The following is a 21,120-nucleotide window of genomic DNA, read 5'->3' as shown; positions in this document are numbered from 1 at the left end:
TTAATTTTGAGGTATGGCAGCACAGGTTAATGTTGTTTGTACCTGAGTTGGTGATTGATTAGCAACTAGCTCAATTTTGCCGTTGGCGTTGCGTCGCCAGCCAGTTGCTTGCACAAGAACTTGTGATGTTGTATGTATTTGGGCTTGCGCTGGTTGTGTGGTGTGGAATACAGATATATCACGAGTATCAGACCAAGCGCGATCGCTCCTCAATTCCTGTGTAGGATTTTCTGGTACACCACCCCTTCCTGTAGCGACAAAACTACTACCAGTATTTGCAGAACAACCTGTAGCTATTTGCTGCGATGGATCGGTAATATTTGTAGGTAATTCCACTAACCCAGAATTGGGGTCAACCCCAACAGTATTTACCTGCACAGTGCCACTCAATCCAAATTGCGAACTGGCAGTGATGTCACTATTGGGTGTAAGTTGGTTTTGAAATTGCAACCCAAAGATGCTTTGAGTGGTGATTTGGATATTACCACCACTTCCTAGTACAGCATTAGCCGAGATATCGCTGTTTTCAGTCGGCACAGCAACAATTGACCCCGCATTGATATTAATATTGCCACCAGTGGAATTACCAAAGGCATTAGTAATGATGTTACTACCATGCCTTAACAGCAGAACATTATTAGCATTCAGATAGATGTTACCCTGACCGCCTCCATGCACCTCAGAACGCAAACTTGCTTCATTGTCGAGAAAGATTTGATTGGCATTAATATTGAGGTTGCCTGCATCACCGCTACCTGTATTACTCACAGTGATTTCCGCATTATCCCTGACACGCACTGCATCTGATGTGATATTTACAGACCCAGCAGCAAAGCTATTATCAGAAGCAGCAGCGATCGCACTGTTGAGATAGCTACCATTAATTAAGTTTTGGGAAGTTCCTTGTACGTCAAGATTTTTCACTTGTAGGTTAACACTACCAGCATTTCCCTGACCTTGGCTGGAGGAAGTAATCTGTCCACCATTGAACACACGTAAGCTGTCTGCTGTTAGCTGAATATTTCCACTCTGACCGATCGCATTCTTAGCTACTGCAACGTTGATACCACTCACTGTCAGACTAATACTATCGATTATTGGGTCGCTGACTTCTACATTATTTGCTTGAATTGCGATATTCCCAGCCTTACCACTTCCTGATAAAGCACTAGAGATAGTTCCACCCTTGGACAAAGCCAAATGCCCAGTATTGATAGAAATACTACCACCTTGACCCTCTGCAAAAGGTTGAATCGAACTGATAACAGCACCATTAAGTCCACTAGGTGTTACTCCAGAAATTTCCAAACTCTCAGCAGATTTAATTGAGATGTCGCCAGACTTTCCGGTGGTAATGAATCCGAAACTGACTAAATCTGTGCTTATTCTACCTCCATTCAGCAAGCGGACTCGATCAGCTTCAATAGTGATATTGCCGCTGTTATTCCTATTACCACCATTAACCAAGGTGGTAATAGCACTAGGACGAAACAAAGCAATACCAAAGTCAGCATTGACAAATGGATTGTATCCATTCACTTCCACATCCTTGGCAAGAATATTAATATTTCCAGTGCTAGCATCGTTAATTGTTTTAAAAGTAAAAGTGGCAGTCAAAGGATCGAGAGCTAAGATATTGCAGAGGGACTGCAACCAAGCTCCATTCGCAATTCGCAAACGCTCGGTCTTTATTGTAATATCTCCTGCCTTTGCCCCACTTTCCAATGGGCTAGTAGATAATCCAGGTAAATCGTAATTCTCTGGGCTAGATAGTCCCAACAAATCTACAAATTCCGTGGTTTTGACATTTATACCCTCTCCTTGACCAAATTTTCCTGTACCGGAAGAAATTGTTGAACCATCCTTGAGTGTTAAACCTCGTCCGTGAATGTTAATTGCTCCTCCATTCAACCCAGTGGTATCCAGAAGCGAAGATTGGCTGAGTGTAACTGTTCCCCAATCGGCAGAAATAGGGCTAGTTAATTGCAATTTAGCTTGATTGCTCAATCCAACTTCCCCATTCCGCAAAGCCCATAATTCAAATCTTCCATCTGGATTGCTGAAACTGGCGGAATTAATATCAATCTCGCTACCAACTAATGCAACTGTTTGAGCTTTAAATGTTTGCAAAGGACGGAAAAAGATATTATTTGCTGGTATTCCCTGAGCTTTTATCGCTCCAGCATTAGCTCCTAGTTGTAGCCCCACAGGTATGCTCATTGTTAATAGAGGTTTTGTGGTGGTATCAATAGCGCTAAACTCTATACCATCGGCAAATTTAATACTATTGGCAGTTGTCCCGACAAAGGAACCACCGATATTTAAGCTGGCATTTGGCCCAAAAATCATCCCTGATGGGTTGAGTAAGAATAAATTAGCACTACCCTTGGCACTAATTAAACCATCTATGTGAGAAATATTACTACCACTCACCCGACTAAAAATATTTTGAATATCAGTAGCATTGTCAAATGATGCCGAACTGCCTGTAGAGATAGAGAATTGGCTAAAGCTGTGAAATAAATTGTTGCCGACACGAGTCCCCTCAGTAATGTGGTAATTACTACTACCATTCACAACAGTGCCGAGACTGCCATCGGGTGTGACTTGAGCATAAACACTATTGTTGCAAACAGCAGATATGCAGATTGTACTCAGAATCCCAAACCCAATAAATGTTAATTTCATTCACCAATTTCTGATTTTGATTGTGTATTTATTGTTCCCCCTTTGCTAAATGTTGTAACTGTAATTAATTTTGAGGTATGGCAGCACAGGTTAAGGCTGGTTGCATCTGGGTCGGAGATTGATTAGCAACTAGCTCAATTTTGCCTTTGGCGTTGCGTCGCCAGCCAGTTGCTTGCACAAGAACTTGTGGTGTTGTAGGTATTTGGGCTTGTGCTGGTTGTGTGGTGTGGAATGCAGAGATGTCACGGATGTCTGACCAAGGGCGATCACTCCTCACTTCTTGCGTCGGATTTTGCGGTATTCCACCCCTTCCCGTAGCGACAAAACTACTACCAGTATTTGCAGAACACCCTGTAGCAATTTGCTGTGATGGGTCGGTAATATTTGCGGGTAATTCCACTAAGCCTGAATTGGGGTCAACACCAAAATTGTTAATATCAACTGTACCGTTGATGCCAAATTGAGAACTAGCTGTGATATCGTTTTCTGATGTTAGTTGAGGACGATATTGCAGTCCAAAAACGCTTTGGGTAGTGATGTTGATATTACCGCCATTACCTTTGATTGCATTAGCAACGATATCGCTATTTTCTAAACCGAGGATCACAGCAGAATTAATAGTCATATTGCCACCGTTGCCAATGCCACCTGCATTCGTCACAATCGAACTACCATGACGCATAATCAAGTTATTTGACTGAATAAAAATATTACCACCTTCACCTTGAAAAGTTTCTGCTGTCAAGATACCACCATTATTAAGCCGGATTGAACCTGCATTAATTTCTAGTTTTCCGGCATTGCCAACACCTTGATGATCAACGCCAACAATTGCGCCATCGGTAATCTGCAAGTTTTGGGTATTGATGGTCAGAGTGCCTGTATTACCTGTAATTACATCTGGTAAGCCAAATAGTTGCCGAATAGGTGGTGCAAGCAATTCTGCCCTAGCACCTATGCGGCTAGGAAGACCGGAAAGACGACCTTTGCCGCTGACTTCTATAGTGTCTGAAACATTGATATTTACATCTCCTGCATTGCCGCTATTTACAGTTGAGTTAACTATACCTCCTCCATCTCGCAACTTCAGTTTAGGAGTATTAATAGTTAAATGACCGGCATTTGCTTGGCTGAATGTACCCACAACTATGACGCTGTCAGCCAAATTTTGTGAATTTTCGCCGCTAATTTCAATGGAATCGCTGGCATTAATCGTAGTATTACCTCCGATACCATTTCCCCAAGGAGAATTGCCAATTACAGCACCATTTAAAACCTGCAATCTTTTGGTAATAATTCCAACATCACCACTTTTCCCAGAACCTCTGGTAATTGTGTTTATAGAACTAGCAAATCCGCTAACTGGTGATAATCCCTCAAGCTGAAGTAAATCTTGAATATCTACAAAGATATTACTTCCCGACCCTGCACCAAAATTGATTCCATGAAGAGAACCGCCATCCTGCAGTAATAGTTTTGCGGCAGAAACAAAAATATTACCTCCTCCACCATCGCCAAAGTTATCAGCACGCAACAGAGTTTGGGGAAATTCAGCAGTGCCAATTCCCCGTAATGTTAATGATTCACTGGCATTAACGCTAATATCGCCAGCATTACCACTTCCTTGATTAATTAATAGTGCAGCAGAAGCATCATTCAAGGTAATATTTCGACCTTGAAAGTGAATCGAACCTGCAGGATTACCACTAGCATCAGCTAGAGATTGATGCAAAAGCTGAATATTACCAAATTGCTGAAGATTACTATAATCAAAACTCCAGTTAGAAGTCGAAGTGTTGAAATTCACTATACCATTAATAGCGCTACCGAGTTCAATATGTCCAGAAGGTGCATTTAATACGCCTCCATCTAAATTTATATCTCCACCTATTAATGCCAAATTATTATTAGTTTTAACACCTAATCCTACGGGATTTTTACTAGTATCTGGAGAAGAAATTAAAGGGTGAATAAAGAACTTCAAAAGATGTCCTGTATTCTGGACATTAATGGCACCGGGATTACTGCCCATCTGTAAACCTACAGGTACACTCATAGTCAGCAAAGGAGTTGTATTTGGGTTAACAGCGCTAAATTCTGTGCCATCAGCAAACTTAATACTATTGGCTGTTGTACCGACAAATGAACCACCAATATTCAATACCGCATCTTTACCAAACATAATTCCCGCCGGATTGATTAAAAATAAACTGACGGAGTTATTATTCTTGATGGTACTAATCAATCCATTAATATCAGAAGCTTTTCCACTAGTCACTCGACTAAATATATTAGTAATATTTGGTGTATTTGTTAAATCAAAAGTCGCTGAACCGTCTTTAGGAACTGAGAAATTACTAAAACTATGAAATAAATTATTACCCTTTTCTATACCATTAAGAATAGTAAAATTATTTCCAATTTGCTGAACAGATGTATTAGTAGTATCATCAGATATCACCTGAGCATTAGCAAAGTTGTTTCCTAAAGAAATCATTCCTAATGGCAGCAATATGACACTTCTTGTCAATAGGCTATTAAGCAAACCTAAGCTCGTAAACATTGTTTGCATCCTTCAATTTGCGCTGATATGCATTTAATATTCCCGAATCTGTATCATCATGAACATTAATGATTGAAAAATGCTATGTTCTCTATAGGAAAATTAAATGCTAGGAAGCGCAGCACAGGTTAATGATGGTTGCACCTGAGTAGGAGATTGATGAGCAACTAGCTCGATTTTGCCTTGGGCGTTACGATGCCAAGATGTAGCTTCGGTTAAAACTGCTGGTAATTTGGGTGCGTGAGTAATTCTCTCACCGATGTTTCGATATGCAGAGATATCACGAATATCAGACCAAGTGCGATCGCTCCTCAATTCCTGTGTAGGATTTTGTGGTAAACCACCCCTTCCAGTGGCGACAAAACTACTACCTTGATTTTCCGCACAGCCTGTAGCAATTTCTTGAGACGAGTCAGTAATATTGCTGGCAGTTCAATTAAACCAGAATTGGGATCAACACCGACAGTAAGCTATTCTGCTTTTAAGTTGCACAATCCCTCATGAGGGCTGTTGACCGTTGACCGTTGACAGTCAACCGTTAACAGTTAACAGCCTTCTTGAGTAGTTATGCAATTTAGGCGCGCATTAGCTTATTGATAGGTTATTTCCCCTCTGGGTACCGTTGATGATGGTAAAGTTATTGTTACTTTGGGAGACTTTGGTATTAAGTGTTTCGTCAGGCATCACCTGGGCGTTAGTAACATTGCTGTAGAGAAGCGTAGCACCCACAACTATTCCACTGTTCAATATGTTCTTTAGCCAGCCCAATTGCATAGAAGTTGTTTTCCTTTTGTCGTTCACTCTTGATAGCCCACAGTTCAAATAGACTTAATAAATTAAGTCCACATACCCAACAATGAGCGAGTGCTATATTCAAAGGTTGTATCTCGCTTTTATCAAAATGGCGAATATTGCACTGAGAAGTACAAACCATTTTCTTGGAGACTACGCTTTTCCCCTTCTACAGATGTCAAAGGAATACCCCAATCTATACGGGCTGAGAAGTTATTGTTTTGCTTCCATAGCAGCCCTACACCAGTCCCCACCAAAGTACTTGGAGATGGATCGCTACCCTTAACATTCCAACCTTTACCCACATCAATGAAAGGTGTCAGCTGTAATACTCCCCCCATTTTTGGGGCACGCAAAATCGGTAATCGAAATTCTGCTGAGAATAACATGCCATTATCTGTAAGCAATGTATCTTGGCGATAGCCACGTACACTTAATTGTCCACCCAAACCAAATTGCTCTAGAGGTACGAGAGAATCTGCTGCTAGTTGTAAATCGCCCCTTGCTAAAAATAGGGTGTCTGGTGCCAATTGTCGTACCCATTGCGCCTGTCCTCGCCAAGAGAAAAAGCGGCTATCTGGTTCGTTATCGTTAACATTGGCACCAAACCAATCTACACCCAAACTAAATTGCGATCGCGCTGCAAAAACTTGGCTGGTAGTACGTTGGGTATATTCCTGAAAAAAGCGAAAGGCAGAAATATTGGTTCTTCCTTGAGCATCTGCACCAGGTGAAAGTTTAAATGGCCCAATATTATCGATACCTAACTCAGTTTGACTTTCTTGGCGCGAGAACGACACACCCACCGCTAATTCCTGGGAAGGTTTTTGTATTAATGGTTGTCGATAGCCAAATTCGTAAGATGTGGTATTCGATTGAATATCAAGAACGCTGAATGGTTCTTCAATTACTCTGTTCCAACCTTTGTTGAAGCCGAAAGAAAGTGTGCCATTATGGGCATTAATTGGGAGGGTGTAATTCAAATTAACTGTATTACTACCATCGGTATTAGCGTATCCGATACTGAGAGTGTCGCCTAAACCGAGTAAATTGGCTTCTTGTAGATCCACACCCCGACGGAAACTACCTACACTAGGCGATCGCCCATTATCTAGAGATGCTGTGAGGCTGAAGGTGTCGGCTTCTTGAACTTCGACTTGTAATATATTGCTTCCCGGAGTTACCCCCATCTGTAACTCAGCTGAGAGATTTTGAATGCGCGGATCGAGGCGGAGTAGTTGCAACTTTTCGATTAAGCGCGGCACATTCAAGGGAGTTCCTGCACCAAGTCGAATGCGATCGCGAATGTATTGACTACGCAATCGGCGATTACCAGTAATCTTGATTTCTTGGACGCTACCTTCGATCACCTGAATTTTGATTACCCCAGCTTCTACTGTTTGCGGTGTAATCAATGCGCCTGTAGTGACATAACCGTTATCGCTGTACAGCTTGGTAATCGCATCTTTGATTTGTAACAACTCTGCAAAACTGAGTTCTTTACCCACAAAAGGATCTGTAATCGTGGCAAACTGTTCTGCTTTGAAAACTGTACTCCCTAAAACTTCAATGCGCTCTACTCGAAACTTAGCATTAAGATCGTCTTGCCAGGGAGTTGACTGATTTGGTAATTGTGGCGGAGGTAGTATGGGATTGGTTTTTGGTGGCTGCGGTAGCACATCCGCAGGTAATGGTGTCACCGGAACTTCTTCTACTCTCCCAGGTGGTAAGGTTTGAGGATTAGCTGTTTGGGCATAGGTATTTTGACAGTTACCCAAAACTGCTGCTAAAACAAAGCTGAAACTTAGAGGCTTTAATAAAAAATTGGATCTGAATATTTGTTGGCTGAAAAAAACACATTTATTCTGCATAAGATTTTGTAATAATTTTTACCTTTGTTTCTTTACCTCCTTGAACAATGCTTGAATCGTCATGTATAAGTTAGCGATCAAAGCTTAACAAGTCCATTTCCCAACACTAAAATAAGTAATATCTAAAGACGCTGCAGATTGTTTCTGTATCCAACTGACCAGAACGCCAAATTCACGAATGGGGACTGGGGAATAGGGAAGTAAATCAGGAGAGGAGGACAAACAATTCAAAATTATGGCGAATAGCCATTACCTCTTGAATATTGACAAAATATTTTCATGCGCCCTGATTAAACCTGAGCGCGTACCCAAGCTTTAATGACTAATTAATGTACCTATTTATATATGTCTGGTCATATCATACTGATGCTCAAGCGCATTAGTAAGCCGAAATTATACTGTAATTTCGTATCTGAATAGCAAAAAACTACGTATTTTCCGAATGCTGAATTTCCCATTGCAACAGATAAAAGCCGCTTTAATAAAGTGTTGCTAATTGAAATCGTTAAAAAAAAGAAAAATAAAATGTTATAAATTATACAATAAATATATGATTGCAGCGCCCTCATAAACTACATATTTATTTCTTAGGTACTTCCAGAAAATAAATTATCCAATGTACTCCGAGAATATATTCTTTGTCCCCCCTGCTTATTGAGACGTGATTAATCGCATCTCTGTCCCGCAAGTCCCTGAGCAGGTGGGGTGTTGCCTGTGAAGCTGGTGCTCAGAAAATTATTGGTCTTAACACACATTTCCCAAAGTGCGTATTATAATTGAAGTATGAAGAACATGGGTCCGTCACGGTTTCGACAGGTTGGCGAACGCTGCTCTGTGATTCAGGTCGAGAGTGAGTCTCCTCTCGCAAATCCAAGGCTCAAAACAAAAGTAAATGCGAACAATATCGTAAAATTTGCTCGTAAGGAAGCCCTAGTTGCTGCCTAATAGCCTCTTATAGGTCCGAGCGTCTTTAGTCCGACTCCGTTAAGGGCTAGAGACCAACCCCAACGGATGCTCTAGCAAGTATTCTCTGGTTGACTTGCTAGCTAAGACTTAATCAGAGCATCCTACGTTCGGGATAATGAACGATTCCCGCCTTGAGGGTCAGATAGGCTAAACCTGTGAATGAGCGGAGGGTCAATACCCAATTTGGACAGCAGTTCGACTCTGCTCGGATCCACTACAAATATTGAACAAGTCCACCTGATAATTTAATATCTAGGTGGATTTTGTTTTTAGCCTCAAGACATGGTTAGTCCCTAAGGTAAATGGTTGGTTCTTCCTTACCTGTTATGCCAAATTATTAGTTAAACATGAAAAATAACTGTCAATGGCTGTCATTGCTTCTAGTACTCTTAGGCTACTATTTGCTACGCAACGCTAATATGTAGTATATAGTAGATATTAGTAAGTATTTGAAGTCTATTGACGGTTTATAACTTAGTTTGGTTTATTTTCATCGATTTATTTAGCTCAGTAAAGGAACTTCAATAGTAAAGCAACTTCCCTTCCCAACCTCGCTATGAACCCAAATATTACCGCCATGTTGTTCGACAATTTGCTTGACTAAAACTAGCCCTAATCCACTACCTTCATATTGACGGCTCAAACCGCTATCCAATTGCACAAAAGGTTGAAAAAGTTTATCAATATCTTCTGGGGCTATGCCAATGCCAGTATCTGCTATGGATATGACCAGCCAAGCATGATGATTTTGCGTAGGGTCAATATATTTAATTTCTGTTTTATAAACTGATGTGGGAACAGATTCAACTGTTAGTGTAACCTGACCACCCTGAGGAGTAAATTTAACGGCATTACTCAGTAAATATATTATTGATTGAGCTATACGTTGTTTATCAATCGTAATTTTCTTTAAATTCGGCTGAATTTCTGCAAGTAATTGAATATCTTTCTTTACCGCTTTTTGACTAATTATAGCGATAACATGGTTACAAATTTCTTCAATATTAACTGATGTGAGTTCCAGTTCTATTGTGCCTCTTTCGATTCTGGATACATCAAGAATATCGTTGATTAAAGCCAGCAGATTTTCTCCACTCTGTTCAATAGTTAATAGTGCTTGTTTTTGTGGCTCGTTGATAGTACCAAAAATTTCATCTTTTAACCCTTCTGTCATACCCAATATGGCATTAAGAGGAGTACGCAGTTCATGACTCATCACCGAAAGAAAATTACTTTTTGCTCGGTTAGCAATTTCTGCCTGATCTTTAGCTTTAATCAGTTCAGCCGTGCGTTCTTGGACAAGTTCTTCCAATTCCACCTGTAATGAATACAAAGAAACATGGGTTTTTACTCTTGCTAATACTTCTTTTTCTTGGAAGGGTTTACAAATGTAATCGACTGCTCCTAACTCTAAAGCTTGAACCTTACTGCTAGTATCAGATAAAGCCGTCATAAAGATAATGGGAATTTTCTCAGTACCAGAATTAGCCTTCAACCTCCGACAAGTTTCAAATCCATCGATTCCCGGCATCATCACATCTAGCATGATTAAATATGGGTGAGCATATCCTGCCTGTTCAATAGCTGATTCTCCATCTGTGGCCATTAATGTTTTCCAGCCACATCCGTTTATCATTTCTGATAACACTTTCAAATTATGAGGATTATCATCTACTAAAAGAATATGCTTTAATTTGGCAGAACTATTTTCTATCATTTTTAATCCCTTGGCAAATATAGTTGCTAGCTTTCCTCTGCTGTAGGTAACAAAAGCAAGTTATACATGTCTTTTGATAATTGATTTAAATTATTTGCAGACTCTAGTACAAGAAGGCTGTATCTCTACGGGGAAGCAAGCTACGCGTAGCGTCTCTCTCCGCAGGAGAAGTATGAAGGCTAAAGTATGAAAGAAAGAGGTATATGAAGTAGTTCTTTGAGGCATTTAGAATAATAGCCTAATTTACGCCCTGTTATGCTACAATGCCTCCATGATTGGCTTATATTTACCAAAATACGCAATAATTCACCTGTTAAACCATAGTTTTTGCTTATTTATTAGCTTTTAAACTGCTTTTACTTGCATACCCTGATTTTTGGTTAATGACTCAATTTATCAATAATGTAGTGCTGTTACAAGCGATATTATTTTGGGAAATATACATTCAGAGTCAGTTCACTCAATATTAGGTGATCACAATAAATTATATGCACATAAAAAAGTTTCAGGCACAGTTTTTGGGTAGGCATACACCCCATTAAGTATTGCGCTACATCTTTGCTTTAAATAACAGATTTTTTATCAAATGCTTGTACTGAATCGGCTCTTTAATAGGTGTAATTAGAGACTGACTGATGAAAGCAACTGTTGTTTGGTTAGGTTTGGTAAATATAGCGGTTCTGCCATTGAGTGCAATTTGACAAATGACAGTCCTCTCCTATCAGAGACGCTACAAGTAGCTTATTTCCCCAAAAAGGTACACCAGTGCTCTTGCCTTTTCCATAATTCACTAAACAACCAGCATTAAAAGCTGAAATTGATAGATTGCATCATCAGTTGGGCAATATTTAAGAAAGTGCTGTGACTAATTTTTAACCTATGAGTAATGAGTTATGACTTTTTTCATCACACAACGTCGTTATCTATATATCAGTCTGAGTCTTCTGAGTTTGTGTTTAGCTGTAACTATCACACCTGCTAGAGCATCTGTGGAAGTATCTACAAATCCTATTTTCAACGCTTCAACATCTACCAATCAGCTAGAAGAGGGACGAAACCTCTATCGCTCAGGGCAATTTACAGAAGCAGTTAAAGTTTGGCAAACAGCAGCACAGCAATATCACACTCAAGGAGATCGCCTCAATGAAGCCTTGAGTTTAAGTTATGTCTCACTGGCACAACAGGAACTTAATCAATGGCCAGCCGCCAGTCAATCTATTGAGGAAAGTGTCAAGCTTTTACAAAAACTTTCACCCCCTGCTGATGCAATTGTCTGGGCGCAAATACTCAATACTAGAGGAAATTTGCAACTACACACTGGTAAAGCCGAAGTTGCTCTGGAAAGTTGGCAACAAGCTCAAAAATTTTATGAGCAAGCAGGCGACCAGATGGGCAATTTGGGTAGTCAAATCAACCAAGCACAGGCTTTACAAAGTTTAGGATTTTATCGCCGTTCTAAACAGCAGTTAGAGGCGCTCACGCAAAAACTGGCAGCAATGCCAGATTCAGAAGTCAAAGTGAGTGGGTTGCGATCGCTTGGTTTAGCGCTGCAAATGATTGGCGATTCTGGCAAGAGTCAACAGATATTAGAGCAAAGTTTAGCAGCCGCCAATAAAATTGGTGCTACACCTCATTTAAGTTCTATTTTGTTGAATTTGGGTAAAACTGCCGTAGACTTACAAGATCCGGATGCGGCATTAGATTACTTTGAACAGGCACAAAAAATCACTGCTAATCCAGGCGATCAATTACAAGCGCATCTAGCTCTGTTTAAACTTTTCATTGACTACGACAAGCTGGAACTAGCTGCTCCTTTAGCACCGCAAATACAACAACAACTGGCAGAACTGCCTACCAGCCATACCTCCCTCTACGCAGCCATCAATTTTGTTGCTACCCTCAATCGCTTAGAAAATCCTGAGCAAATCGTACCTCTCAAGGATTTGGGTCAACTGATGGCCGTGACAGTTAAGTCTGCACAGCAGCTGCAAGATACACAAGCAGAAGCTTACGCACTGCATCAATGGGGAAAACTTTATAGTCGGACACAGCAGTTAGCGCAGGCCAAAGAATTAGCGCAGAAATCCCTCAATATTGCCCGCCAACTCGAAGCCGAGGATATCATTGCTCAATCAGCTTGGCAGGTGGGTAAGTTGTATAAACAACAAGGCGATCGCCCAAAAGCAATTAAAGCTTATAGTGAAGCAGTTAAGGCTTTAAAGGCACTGCGGGGCGATTTGGTGGCTATTAATCCAGATGTCCAGTTTTCTTTTCGCGAGAGTGTCGAGCCTGTTTACCGGGAACTGGTAGGTTTACTGTTAGACGAGCAACCAACTCAAACAGAACTCATGCAAGCCCGTGAGTTAATCGAATCTCTACAAATTGCCGAATTAGATAACTTTTTCCGCGAAGCCTGTTTAGATAGAGCTAAACAGATTGACCAGGTTGACCCCACAGCAACGGTGGTTTATCCGATTATTTTGCCTGATCGCCTAGCAGTTATTCTCTCTCAAACTGGGCATCCACTGCGTTATTATGTGACACACAAATCTCAAGGGGAAATTGAGCAAACTCTCGACAAATTATTAGTTGGCTTTAACCCTGTCTCCGATTCTAAAGAACGCGATCGCGTTTCTCAACAGATTTACGATTGGCTAATTCGCCCAGCAGAAGCAGACCAAGCTTTCAAAGATACTAAGACATTGGTATTTGTGCTGGATGGTCACTTACGTAATATTCCGATGGCAGCTTTATATGATGGTAAGCAATACCTCATCGAAAAGTATGCTGTGGCCCTTTCACCGGGAATGCAATTAATAGCCGCGCGATCGCTCCAACAAAATCATATTGATGCGATCGTTGGTGGTATCAGTGAATCTCGTAGTGGCTTTAGCGCTTTGCCGGCTGTGGAATCAGAAGTGAGGCAAATCTCTAAGACAGTACCTTCTTCGATGTTGCTCAATCAGCAATTCACCGGTCAAGCTCTTGCGGATCGTGTCAAATCTAGTAGTGCTGATGTTGTCCATTTAGCAACCCACGGACAATTTAGTTCCCGCCTAGAAGATACTTTCTTACTTACTTGGGATGGAGAAGTTAATGTCAGAGAGTTGTCCGAACTCCTAAAAAATCGAGGTAACGAGCCATCGAAAGCGATTGAGTTGCTCGTATTGAGTGCCTGTGATACAGCCACTGGTGATGATCGCGCTGTGCTGGGATTAGCAGGATTAGCTGTCAAGTCTGGTGCCCGTTCCACTATCGCCACCCTCTGGCCAGTTAAAGATAAGGCAGCTGCTATGCTGATGACTCGCTTCTACGATCAACTACGACAACCCAACATCACTAAAGCCGAAGCACTGCGACAAGCCCAAATCAACCTAATTCGCCAAACTGATTTTGTCGATCCGTTCTTTTGGTCTGCTTTTGTTTTAGTCGGCAGTTGGCAGTAAGTATTACTCAAGTATAAGTACTGTTTTAATAGTAAATTATTGAACGTAAAATATCAGTACTTAGAACTCGTCAATCAAGTGTTTTTCTCAGTGATATCACTGTCTATCTTTTTGGGATATAAGTGTGATATTTATCAAAAATTAGCTGGAAATTATCAGAGAATAAGGAAAATAAGCATATACTAAAACTGTGTATTCCGCTTAAAAAAGTTGTGATTAGATTAATAACACAAGTTTACTTATCAAGTCGGAATAGAGTATTAAATATCACGCCTTGTAAACGAGGTAAAGATAATGAAACGTCAATATTTAGCTAGTACATTAAGCGTCGTCGCTTTGATGGCTAGTACCACATGGTCAAGTGCTTATGCGTTGACATTTACCCCACCTCCAAACAATGGTGCGCCTAGCCAAGCCACAGGAGGGGCTTCTCGTGGTAGTTTATTTACTCCTCCTGCTTCGGGAAAGGGTGCACCTAGCCAAGCCACAGGAGGAGCTTCTCGTGGTAGTTTATTTATTCCTCCTGCTTCGGGAAAGGGTACACCCAGACAAGCTACAGGAGGGGCTTCTCGTGGTAGTTTATTTACTCCTACCTCGGGAAAAGGTACACCCAGACAAGCCACAGGAGGAGCTTCTCGCGGTAGTTTATTTACTCCTACCTCGGGAAAAGGTACACCCAGACAAGCCACAGGAGGGGCTTCTCGCGGTGACCTGTTTACACCAGTTGCGGGGAAAGGTACACCACGACAAGCGAGTGGGGGTGCTTCTCGCGGCGACTTGTTTACACCGGTTGCTGGGAAAGGTACACCACAACAAGCAGCAGGCGGCGCTTCTCGCGTTGGTACATACGAATTAAATCCTTCAACAGTAGCAGCAACAGGGCCAGCAGCGCTGATTGCACTCCTACCTGAAAGCTTTTATGGCACAACATTGTCAGAACATCCGACAATTCTGGTCTATATTCCAGCTTCCAATGCTGCAGAAGCCGTATTCAGTCTCAAGGATGAAGCGGGCAATACGCAGCATCAAATGACTGTTCCTGTTGCGGGTAAATCTGGAGTAATTGCTGTGCAATTGCCTACAGATGCACCTGCTTTAGCCGTGAACAAAAATTACCATTGGTTTTTGGCGCTGAAAATAAATGGAGAACTCAGTCCCAGTACACCTTACGTCGATGGTTGGATTCAACGCATCCAGCCCAATGCAGAATTAGCAACGGCAATGCAGGATCAAGACGCTTTGAAACGGGCGACAGCTTTGGGTAAAAACGGGGTTTGGTATGACTGTGTGGCCACACTTGCTATGTTACACACCGATCAACCAACTAATGTCAGCCTCAGCAAGCAATGGGAAGAACTCCTCTCATCAGTCAGCTTGAAAGAGTTGGCCACGGTTCGGTTAAATTAATTTTCAGTATTTCGTAGCCAGTGCTGCTGGCTACGAAATTATTTATCCTGAAATTGAAAATGGGTAATGGGTATGTGGAATAAGGCTTTTAGTGAAATGGTATGAAAGAATTTTTGAATTACAAATTACGTATTTGCTTCTTACCGGAGGCGCGTCTTACGAATTAGTAATTATTAATTATATTGACTGCAATAAATTAACTGTGTGGCCCAAATATGTGGCACAAATTCAAGGCTTTTATTCAACAAACTCGTAGCATTTTAATTATTACACCCAGCGTTGCCCTAACGGTTATATTTGGGCAGTCTTTGGGACTTTTTAATTTGCCAGAATGGAAAATCCGCGATGAATGGTTTCGTGAGTCATCCCAAGACAAGATAGCTGACGAAATTGTGATTGTGACAATCGATGAGCAAGATATTCAATCGGTACGGAAATGGCCAATTCCAGATTGGGCATTAGCTGAATTACTAGATAAAATTCGTGCACAAAAACCTAGAGCTATTGGCTTGGATCTCTATCGAGATTTACCGGAAGGCACTGGCAATGAACAACTAGTAAAAGTTTTTAGTAGTACTCCTAATTTAATTGGAGTAGAGAAAATCACAGGTGAGCGTGTTCAACCTCCACCAGAATTAAAAAAACGCGATCAAGTGGGATTAGCTGATTTGGTATTGGATGGCGATCGCTTTGTCCGCCGTGCCCTTTTAACAGCTGAAGATCCCAAAGAAAAAGGTACTCTTAAAGCTGGGATGGCAACCTTAGTAGCACTTAAGTACTTAGAAGCTGATGGTATTAGTTTAGAAAGTATTGACCCCAAACAACAAAAGTTTCAATTGGGTCAGGAAACCTACGTACCTCTAAAAAATCAAGAAGCAGGTTATGCTGATGATGATTTAGGCGGCTATCAAATTCTACTTAACTGGCATGGTTCCGAAACTGCATTTCATACAGTGAAGATGCGGAATGTTTTAGCTGGGCGAATTCCGGCAAACTTCATGCGCGATCGCATGGTGTTTATTGGCTCAGTTGCATCTAGTACTAATGATTTTTTCAGCACACCTTTTTCCTCTGGGTTATCTGCTCAAAAACCGACTCCAGGTGTAGTGATCCATGCCAATATTGCTCACCAATTAGTACGAGGGGCAAAAACTGGTCGAACCACTCTCCACGGTATTTCTGGGATTTCTACATCAATTTGGATTGTTTTTTGGGCTTTGCTGGGTTCAACTGGTAGTTGGTTAGTAGCAAGTACTCGTACTGGGTGGCGGGTTCCTGGTGGTAAAATGCTGTGGGCAACTTTAGGCACCAGTGGGCTGTGTTTGGGTGGTACTTACGGTGCATTTCTGTACGGGATCGTAATTCCAGTAACACCCGCTTTAGCCGCCTTTATTAGTAGCGTGATTGCTACAACAAATGCCTATAAACAACAAAAATTAGAACAAACAAATCGCCAACTAGAAATTGCTAACGATCAACTCTTGGACTATTCCAAAACCCTAGAGACAAAAGTTGAAGAACGTACTCAAGAACTACTAGAAGCCAAGCAAGCGGCTGATACTGCTAACCAAGCAAAGAGTGAGTTTTTGGCAAATATGAGTCACGAGTTACGTACGCCGCTCAATGGCATCTTAGGTTTTGCCCAGGTACTAGAAGGCTCGCCCAACTTAACAGCAAAAAACCTCGAAGGAGTCCGGATCATCCATCAATGCGGCTCACATTTACTGATGCTGATCAATGACATTCTCGACCTTTCCAAGATTGAAGCCCGAAAATTGGAATTGGTAACGACTAATGTGCATTTATCGAGCTTCTTACATAGCGTTACCGAGATTTGTGGTATTCGAGCACAGCAAAAAAAGATAGCATTTAATATTTTAATTAGCGATCGCCTACCATCTGTAATACAAGCCGATGAAAAACGCTTGCGCCAATTATTAATAAATTTGCTGGGTAATGCCATCAAATTCACAGATACTGGTGGTGTGACCTTCAAAGTAGAATTACTAGAAGCTGAGAATCAGGAAAATACTCAAACACCAAATCCCAAAATTCGCTTCCAAATTGAAGATACAGGTATTGGGATGCCACACGATCAAATCGAGAAAATCTTTTTGCCTTTTGAGCAAGTCGGTAAAGGCGGACAGCGATCTGATGGTACTGGCTTAGGATTGGCGATTAGCCAAAGGATTGCGGCATTGATGGGGAGCGAAATTCAAGTGCAGAGCCACCTGGGTGAAGGTAGCGTATTTTGGCTAGATTTGGCAGTATCAGTACCACTTTCCCATGACTGGCATACAGACTCAATCTCTCCCACGCAGCAGAAAATTAGCGGCATTCAGGGTAGTGCGCCTCAGATTCTCATTGTTGATGATGATGAAAATCACCGTGCGTTATTAATTAATTTATTACAACAAATTGGTTGTCGAATTTTAGAAGCCAGCGAAGGCAAACAAGGGTTAGCATTAGCCAAAGAATACATTCCGGATGTGATTTTGCTTGATTTAGCTATGCCCAATATGGATGGTTTTGAGTTGATGGTACATCTACAATCGCAGCCACAAACTCGTTCGATTCCGATTATTGTTTCGAGTGCCAATGTATTTGAAGAAAATCGTCAGCGCAGTTTAGAGGCTGGCGCAACAGCATTTGTACCCAAACCCCTGCAAGTTGAGGAACTATTGAATGCCTTGCGTTCGGTGTTGAAAGTGGAATGGATTTATGCCCAACCTGCACCGCAACAGTCATCTGCGCCACTTGAGCAGCCATTAGAGAGCGAATTTGTTTTACCATCGCAAGATATTTTACAACATATGTATCATTTGGCAATGATGGGAGATATTCCGGCGATTGAGGGAATTATAGAAGAGTTAGTAGAGCAAAACAGCCAATACAGTAATCTTGCGAACGAGTTGAAACAACTTACTGCTACTTTCCAAACGGGTAAAATCCGTAAATTACTTAAATCATTTATCACCACGGAGTCACGTCAATGATGACTGATCCTCTTTCAAAGTCAATGCATATCTTATTAGTGGATGACAATCCCAACAATCTCAAGGTGCTATCAGAAGCGATTCAGGGACATGGTTGGAAAGCACTCATGGCCACAGATGGCGAATCTGCGATCGAACAAACAGAATATGCCCATCCGGATCTCATTCTCTTAGATGTGATGATGCCAGGTATAGATGGGTTTGAGACTTGTCGAAGATTAAAAGCCAATCCTATAACTAAAAATACACCTATTATTTTCATGACAGCTTTATCTGAAACTACAGATAAAGTCAAAGGATTAGAAATTGGGGCTGTTGACTACATTACCAAACCTTTTCAACAAGAAGAAGTCATTGCCCGATTAAAGCTACACCTCAAAATCTCCTATCTAACTCGGACATTAGAACAACGGGTGCAAGAACGCACCGCTGAATTAAGCCAGTCTATACAAAGGTTGCAACAAACTCAACTGCAACTCATTCAAAGCGAGAAAATGTCCACCTTAGGACAACTAGTTGCAGGTATTGGTCATGAGATTAATAACCCAGTTGGTTTTCTTGACGGCAATACTGCTCATATCAAGGGATATGTCAACCATTTGCTGCGGTTGATATATCTTTATCAAGAGAAGCTACCAGATCCCGATCCAGAAATTGAAGATTTAGTTGAGGAAATCGACTTTGAGTATATTACTGAGGATCTCCCCAAATTGTTAACATCAATGTCTCAGGGAATTTCTCGCCTAAAAGATATCAGCTTGTCTTTGAGAACCTTTGCCCGTGCTGATATGTCATCCAAGGTAGAGTATCAAATTCATGAAGGTATTGATAGCACTTTAATGCTGTTGAAACATCGCCTCAAAGATAGTGGCGATCGCCCTCGAATTCATACTATCACTGAATACGGTGAATTACCCCCAATCAGTTGCTATCCAGGACAACTGAATCAGGTGTTTATGAATATCATTGCCAATGCCATTGATGCCTTTGATGAATACTATCACAACCACTCTCATCAAGCACCACTAAATGAACAAAATACTCTAACTATTACAACATCAGTTGATCCTCAGCAGCAAAGCGTCACAATTTGCATCCAGGATAATGGCCCCGGTATGCCTCCAGAAGTGCAAGCTAGAGTTTTTGAGCCATCATTTACCACCAAACCTGTGGGTAAAGGTACTGGATTAGGTTTAGCGATTAGCTACCAAATTATTGTTGATAAACATAATGGACAAATTAGATGCTTCTCAATGCCTGGAGAAGGAACTAAATTCGTTATTATCTTGCCTATTTAACAGGCTATTAAATAATTTTAAAAAACTTATTTTTATATTAATTTTTGAATTCAATTAACTCAAACGATAAAATTTATTTTAGTATGCGTTAGCGTCAGCTTAACGCATCACATTTATAGCAATTACCCCATCACAGGTAAGCTAACTTTTTTTGATAACCAATCATACCAAGTTTCTAACCCAGCACCTGTAGTAGAAGAAACTTGAAAAATCTGAATTTCTGGGTTAACTTGACGTGCATATTCTAGACATTTTTGCACATCAAATTGTACATAAGGCAATAAATCGATTTTAGTGAGAATCATCACCTCACTAGCGCGGAACATATGCGGATATTTAATTGGTTTATCTTCTCCTTCAGTTACAGAGAGAATGACAACTTTTGCCTGTTCGCCTAAATCAAATAATGCTGGACAAACTAAGTTACCCACATTCTCAATCATCACCACTGAGTTTAAAGGTGGGTTGAGTTGTTGTAAACCCCTTTCAATCATCGAAGCATCTAAATGACAGCCTGTACCTGTGTTAATTTGCACAACTTTACAGCCAGTTTCTTGAATTTTTTTGGCATCATTAGTTGTTTCTTGATCGCCTTCAATGACGCTGATAGTTAATTTAGATTTTAAATCATTAATAGTGCGAGTTAATAAAGTTGTTTTACCAGCACCAGGAGAACTCATTAAATTTAATGCCAGAATATTTCGCCCTTTAAACCAGCCCCGATTTTGAGCAGCTAAGAGGTTATTCTTTGCTAAAATATCTTGTTCTAAACTAATTGTTGTACCATGCATTTTGGCATGAATCTGCGATGCTTCTTGATGATGGTCGTGACTATGGGAATGGGTAATTACAGTACCATCTGGTAAGGTATGAGTGTGATTGCCATCATCATGATGATGGTGATGATGATTTACTTCACCTGTAGCTAAATTAGTTACTTTGCTTTCTGCATCGTCAGAACAACCGCAAGTTACACACATATTTCCTCTATTTCTATTTCCTTAATTTTTAATTCTTCACCAGTTATTAAATTTAATTGCACGCTACCACATTCACAAACACCAAAGGGTTTGTCTAAAGCAATTTTGTTGCCACATTGACGACATTCTGCTAAACCAGGAATTTCTCTAATTTCTAATTTTGCACTTTCTAAAACTGTACCTTGAGCGCAAATATCAAAACAAAACCGAATGGCATCAGGCATAATGGCTGATAGCTTGCCAATTTCTAATGCGACTCTTTGAACTTTTTTACCTTGGGCGTGTTCTGTGACTATGGCAACAATATTTTGTGTAATTCCGAGTTCGTGCATAGATTTATGAGGGAAATTTATAACCGCCGATGAACGCGGATTAACACAGATAATTATTGATGTT

General features: G+C 40.9%; 10 protein-coding genes, 1 other RNA gene and 1 pseudogene. 5 read left to right on the top strand and 7 right to left on the bottom strand.

The annotated features are described in order from the left end of the window. From HG267_RS00890 to HG267_RS00875, 4 genes and pseudogenes are all read right to left on the bottom strand, one after another. Positions 1-2,688 (bottom strand): filamentous hemagglutinin N-terminal domain-containing protein, encoded by a 2,688-nt coding sequence (locus tag HG267_RS00890; protein ID WP_045867413.1) that lies wholly within the window; start codon positions 2,686-2,688, stop codon positions 1-3. Between the two features lie 64 nt (positions 2,689-2,752). Continuing rightward, complete coding sequence (locus tag HG267_RS00885; protein WP_045867414.1) at positions 2,753-5,260, bottom strand: beta strand repeat-containing protein; 2,508 nt, start codon at positions 5,258-5,260, stop codon at positions 2,753-2,755. Between the two features lie 93 nt (positions 5,261-5,353). Beyond that, positions 5,354-5,715: pseudogene (locus tag HG267_RS00880) on the bottom strand (S-layer family protein); the annotation flags it as partial. A 432-nt stretch (positions 5,716-6,147) separates the two neighbouring features. Further along, entirely contained in the window at positions 6,148-7,914 is a 1,767-nt protein-coding gene (locus HG267_RS00875; RefSeq protein ID WP_096621627.1) for a ShlB/FhaC/HecB family hemolysin secretion/activation protein, read from the bottom strand. Between the two features lie 794 nt (positions 7,915-8,708). On the opposite strand from HG267_RS00875, the gene ssrA reads away from it, so the two are divergent. Beyond that, positions 8,709-9,097: a transfer-messenger RNA gene (ssrA, locus tag HG267_RS00870) on the top strand. A 285-nt stretch (positions 9,098-9,382) separates the two neighbouring features. On the opposite strand, the gene HG267_RS00865 is transcribed toward ssrA, so the two are convergent. Further along, positions 9,383-10,597 carry a hybrid sensor histidine kinase/response regulator gene (locus HG267_RS00865; RefSeq protein ID WP_045867418.1) on the bottom strand — a complete coding sequence of 405 codons (1,215 nt, stop codon included), beginning with the start codon at positions 10,595-10,597 and terminating at the stop codon, positions 9,383-9,385. An 893-nt stretch (positions 10,598-11,490) separates the two neighbouring features. On the opposite strand from HG267_RS00865, the gene HG267_RS00860 reads away from it, so the two are divergent. The 4 genes from HG267_RS00860 to HG267_RS00845 all read left to right on the top strand — a co-directional run bounded on the left by HG267_RS00860 (position 11,491) and on the right by HG267_RS00845 (position 19,744). After that, the gene (locus HG267_RS00860; protein ID WP_096621630.1) at positions 11,491-14,043 is read left to right on the top strand and encodes a CHAT domain-containing protein; all 2,553 of its coding nucleotides are present in this window, start codon (positions 11,491-11,493) and stop codon (positions 14,041-14,043) included. Between the two features lie 294 nt (positions 14,044-14,337). Continuing rightward, positions 14,338-15,450: a DUF928 domain-containing protein gene (locus HG267_RS00855; protein WP_045867420.1), complete on the top strand. Its 1,113-nt coding sequence runs from the start codon at positions 14,338-14,340 to the stop codon at positions 15,448-15,450. Positions 15,451-15,665: 215 nt separating this feature from the next. Next, complete coding sequence (locus tag HG267_RS00850) at positions 15,666-18,446, top strand: CHASE2 domain-containing protein (protein ID WP_045867421.1); 2,781 nt, start codon at positions 15,666-15,668, stop codon at positions 18,444-18,446. Next, positions 18,443-19,744: a response regulator gene (locus HG267_RS00845; protein WP_045867422.1), complete on the top strand. Its 1,302-nt coding sequence runs from the start codon at positions 18,443-18,445 to the stop codon at positions 19,742-19,744. Before HG267_RS00850 ends, HG267_RS00845 begins: the two co-directional genes overlap by 4 nt. A 122-nt stretch (positions 19,745-19,866) precedes the next feature. Here the strand turns inward: HG267_RS00845 and hypB are convergent, their stop codons facing one another. Continuing rightward, positions 19,867-20,724 (bottom strand): hydrogenase nickel incorporation protein HypB, encoded by an 858-nt coding sequence (gene hypB / locus HG267_RS00840; RefSeq protein ID WP_096621633.1) that lies wholly within the window; start codon positions 20,722-20,724, stop codon positions 19,867-19,869. Further along, a complete protein-coding gene (hypA, locus tag HG267_RS00835; protein ID WP_045867424.1) occupies positions 20,715-21,056 on the bottom strand; it encodes a hydrogenase maturation nickel metallochaperone HypA in 342 nt (113 codons plus the stop codon). The genes hypB and hypA overlap by 10 nt, the downstream gene beginning before the upstream one ends. Positions 21,057-21,120: the final 64 nt, after the last annotated feature.

The organism is Tolypothrix sp. PCC 7601 (assembly GCF_025677855.1).
GTDB classification, from domain to species: Bacteria; Cyanobacteriota; Cyanobacteriia; order Cyanobacteriales; family Nostocaceae; genus Aulosira; species Aulosira diplosiphon.
Note: the sequence above shows the minus strand (reverse complement) of the source record. Positions and strands in the feature narration are given on the sequence as shown.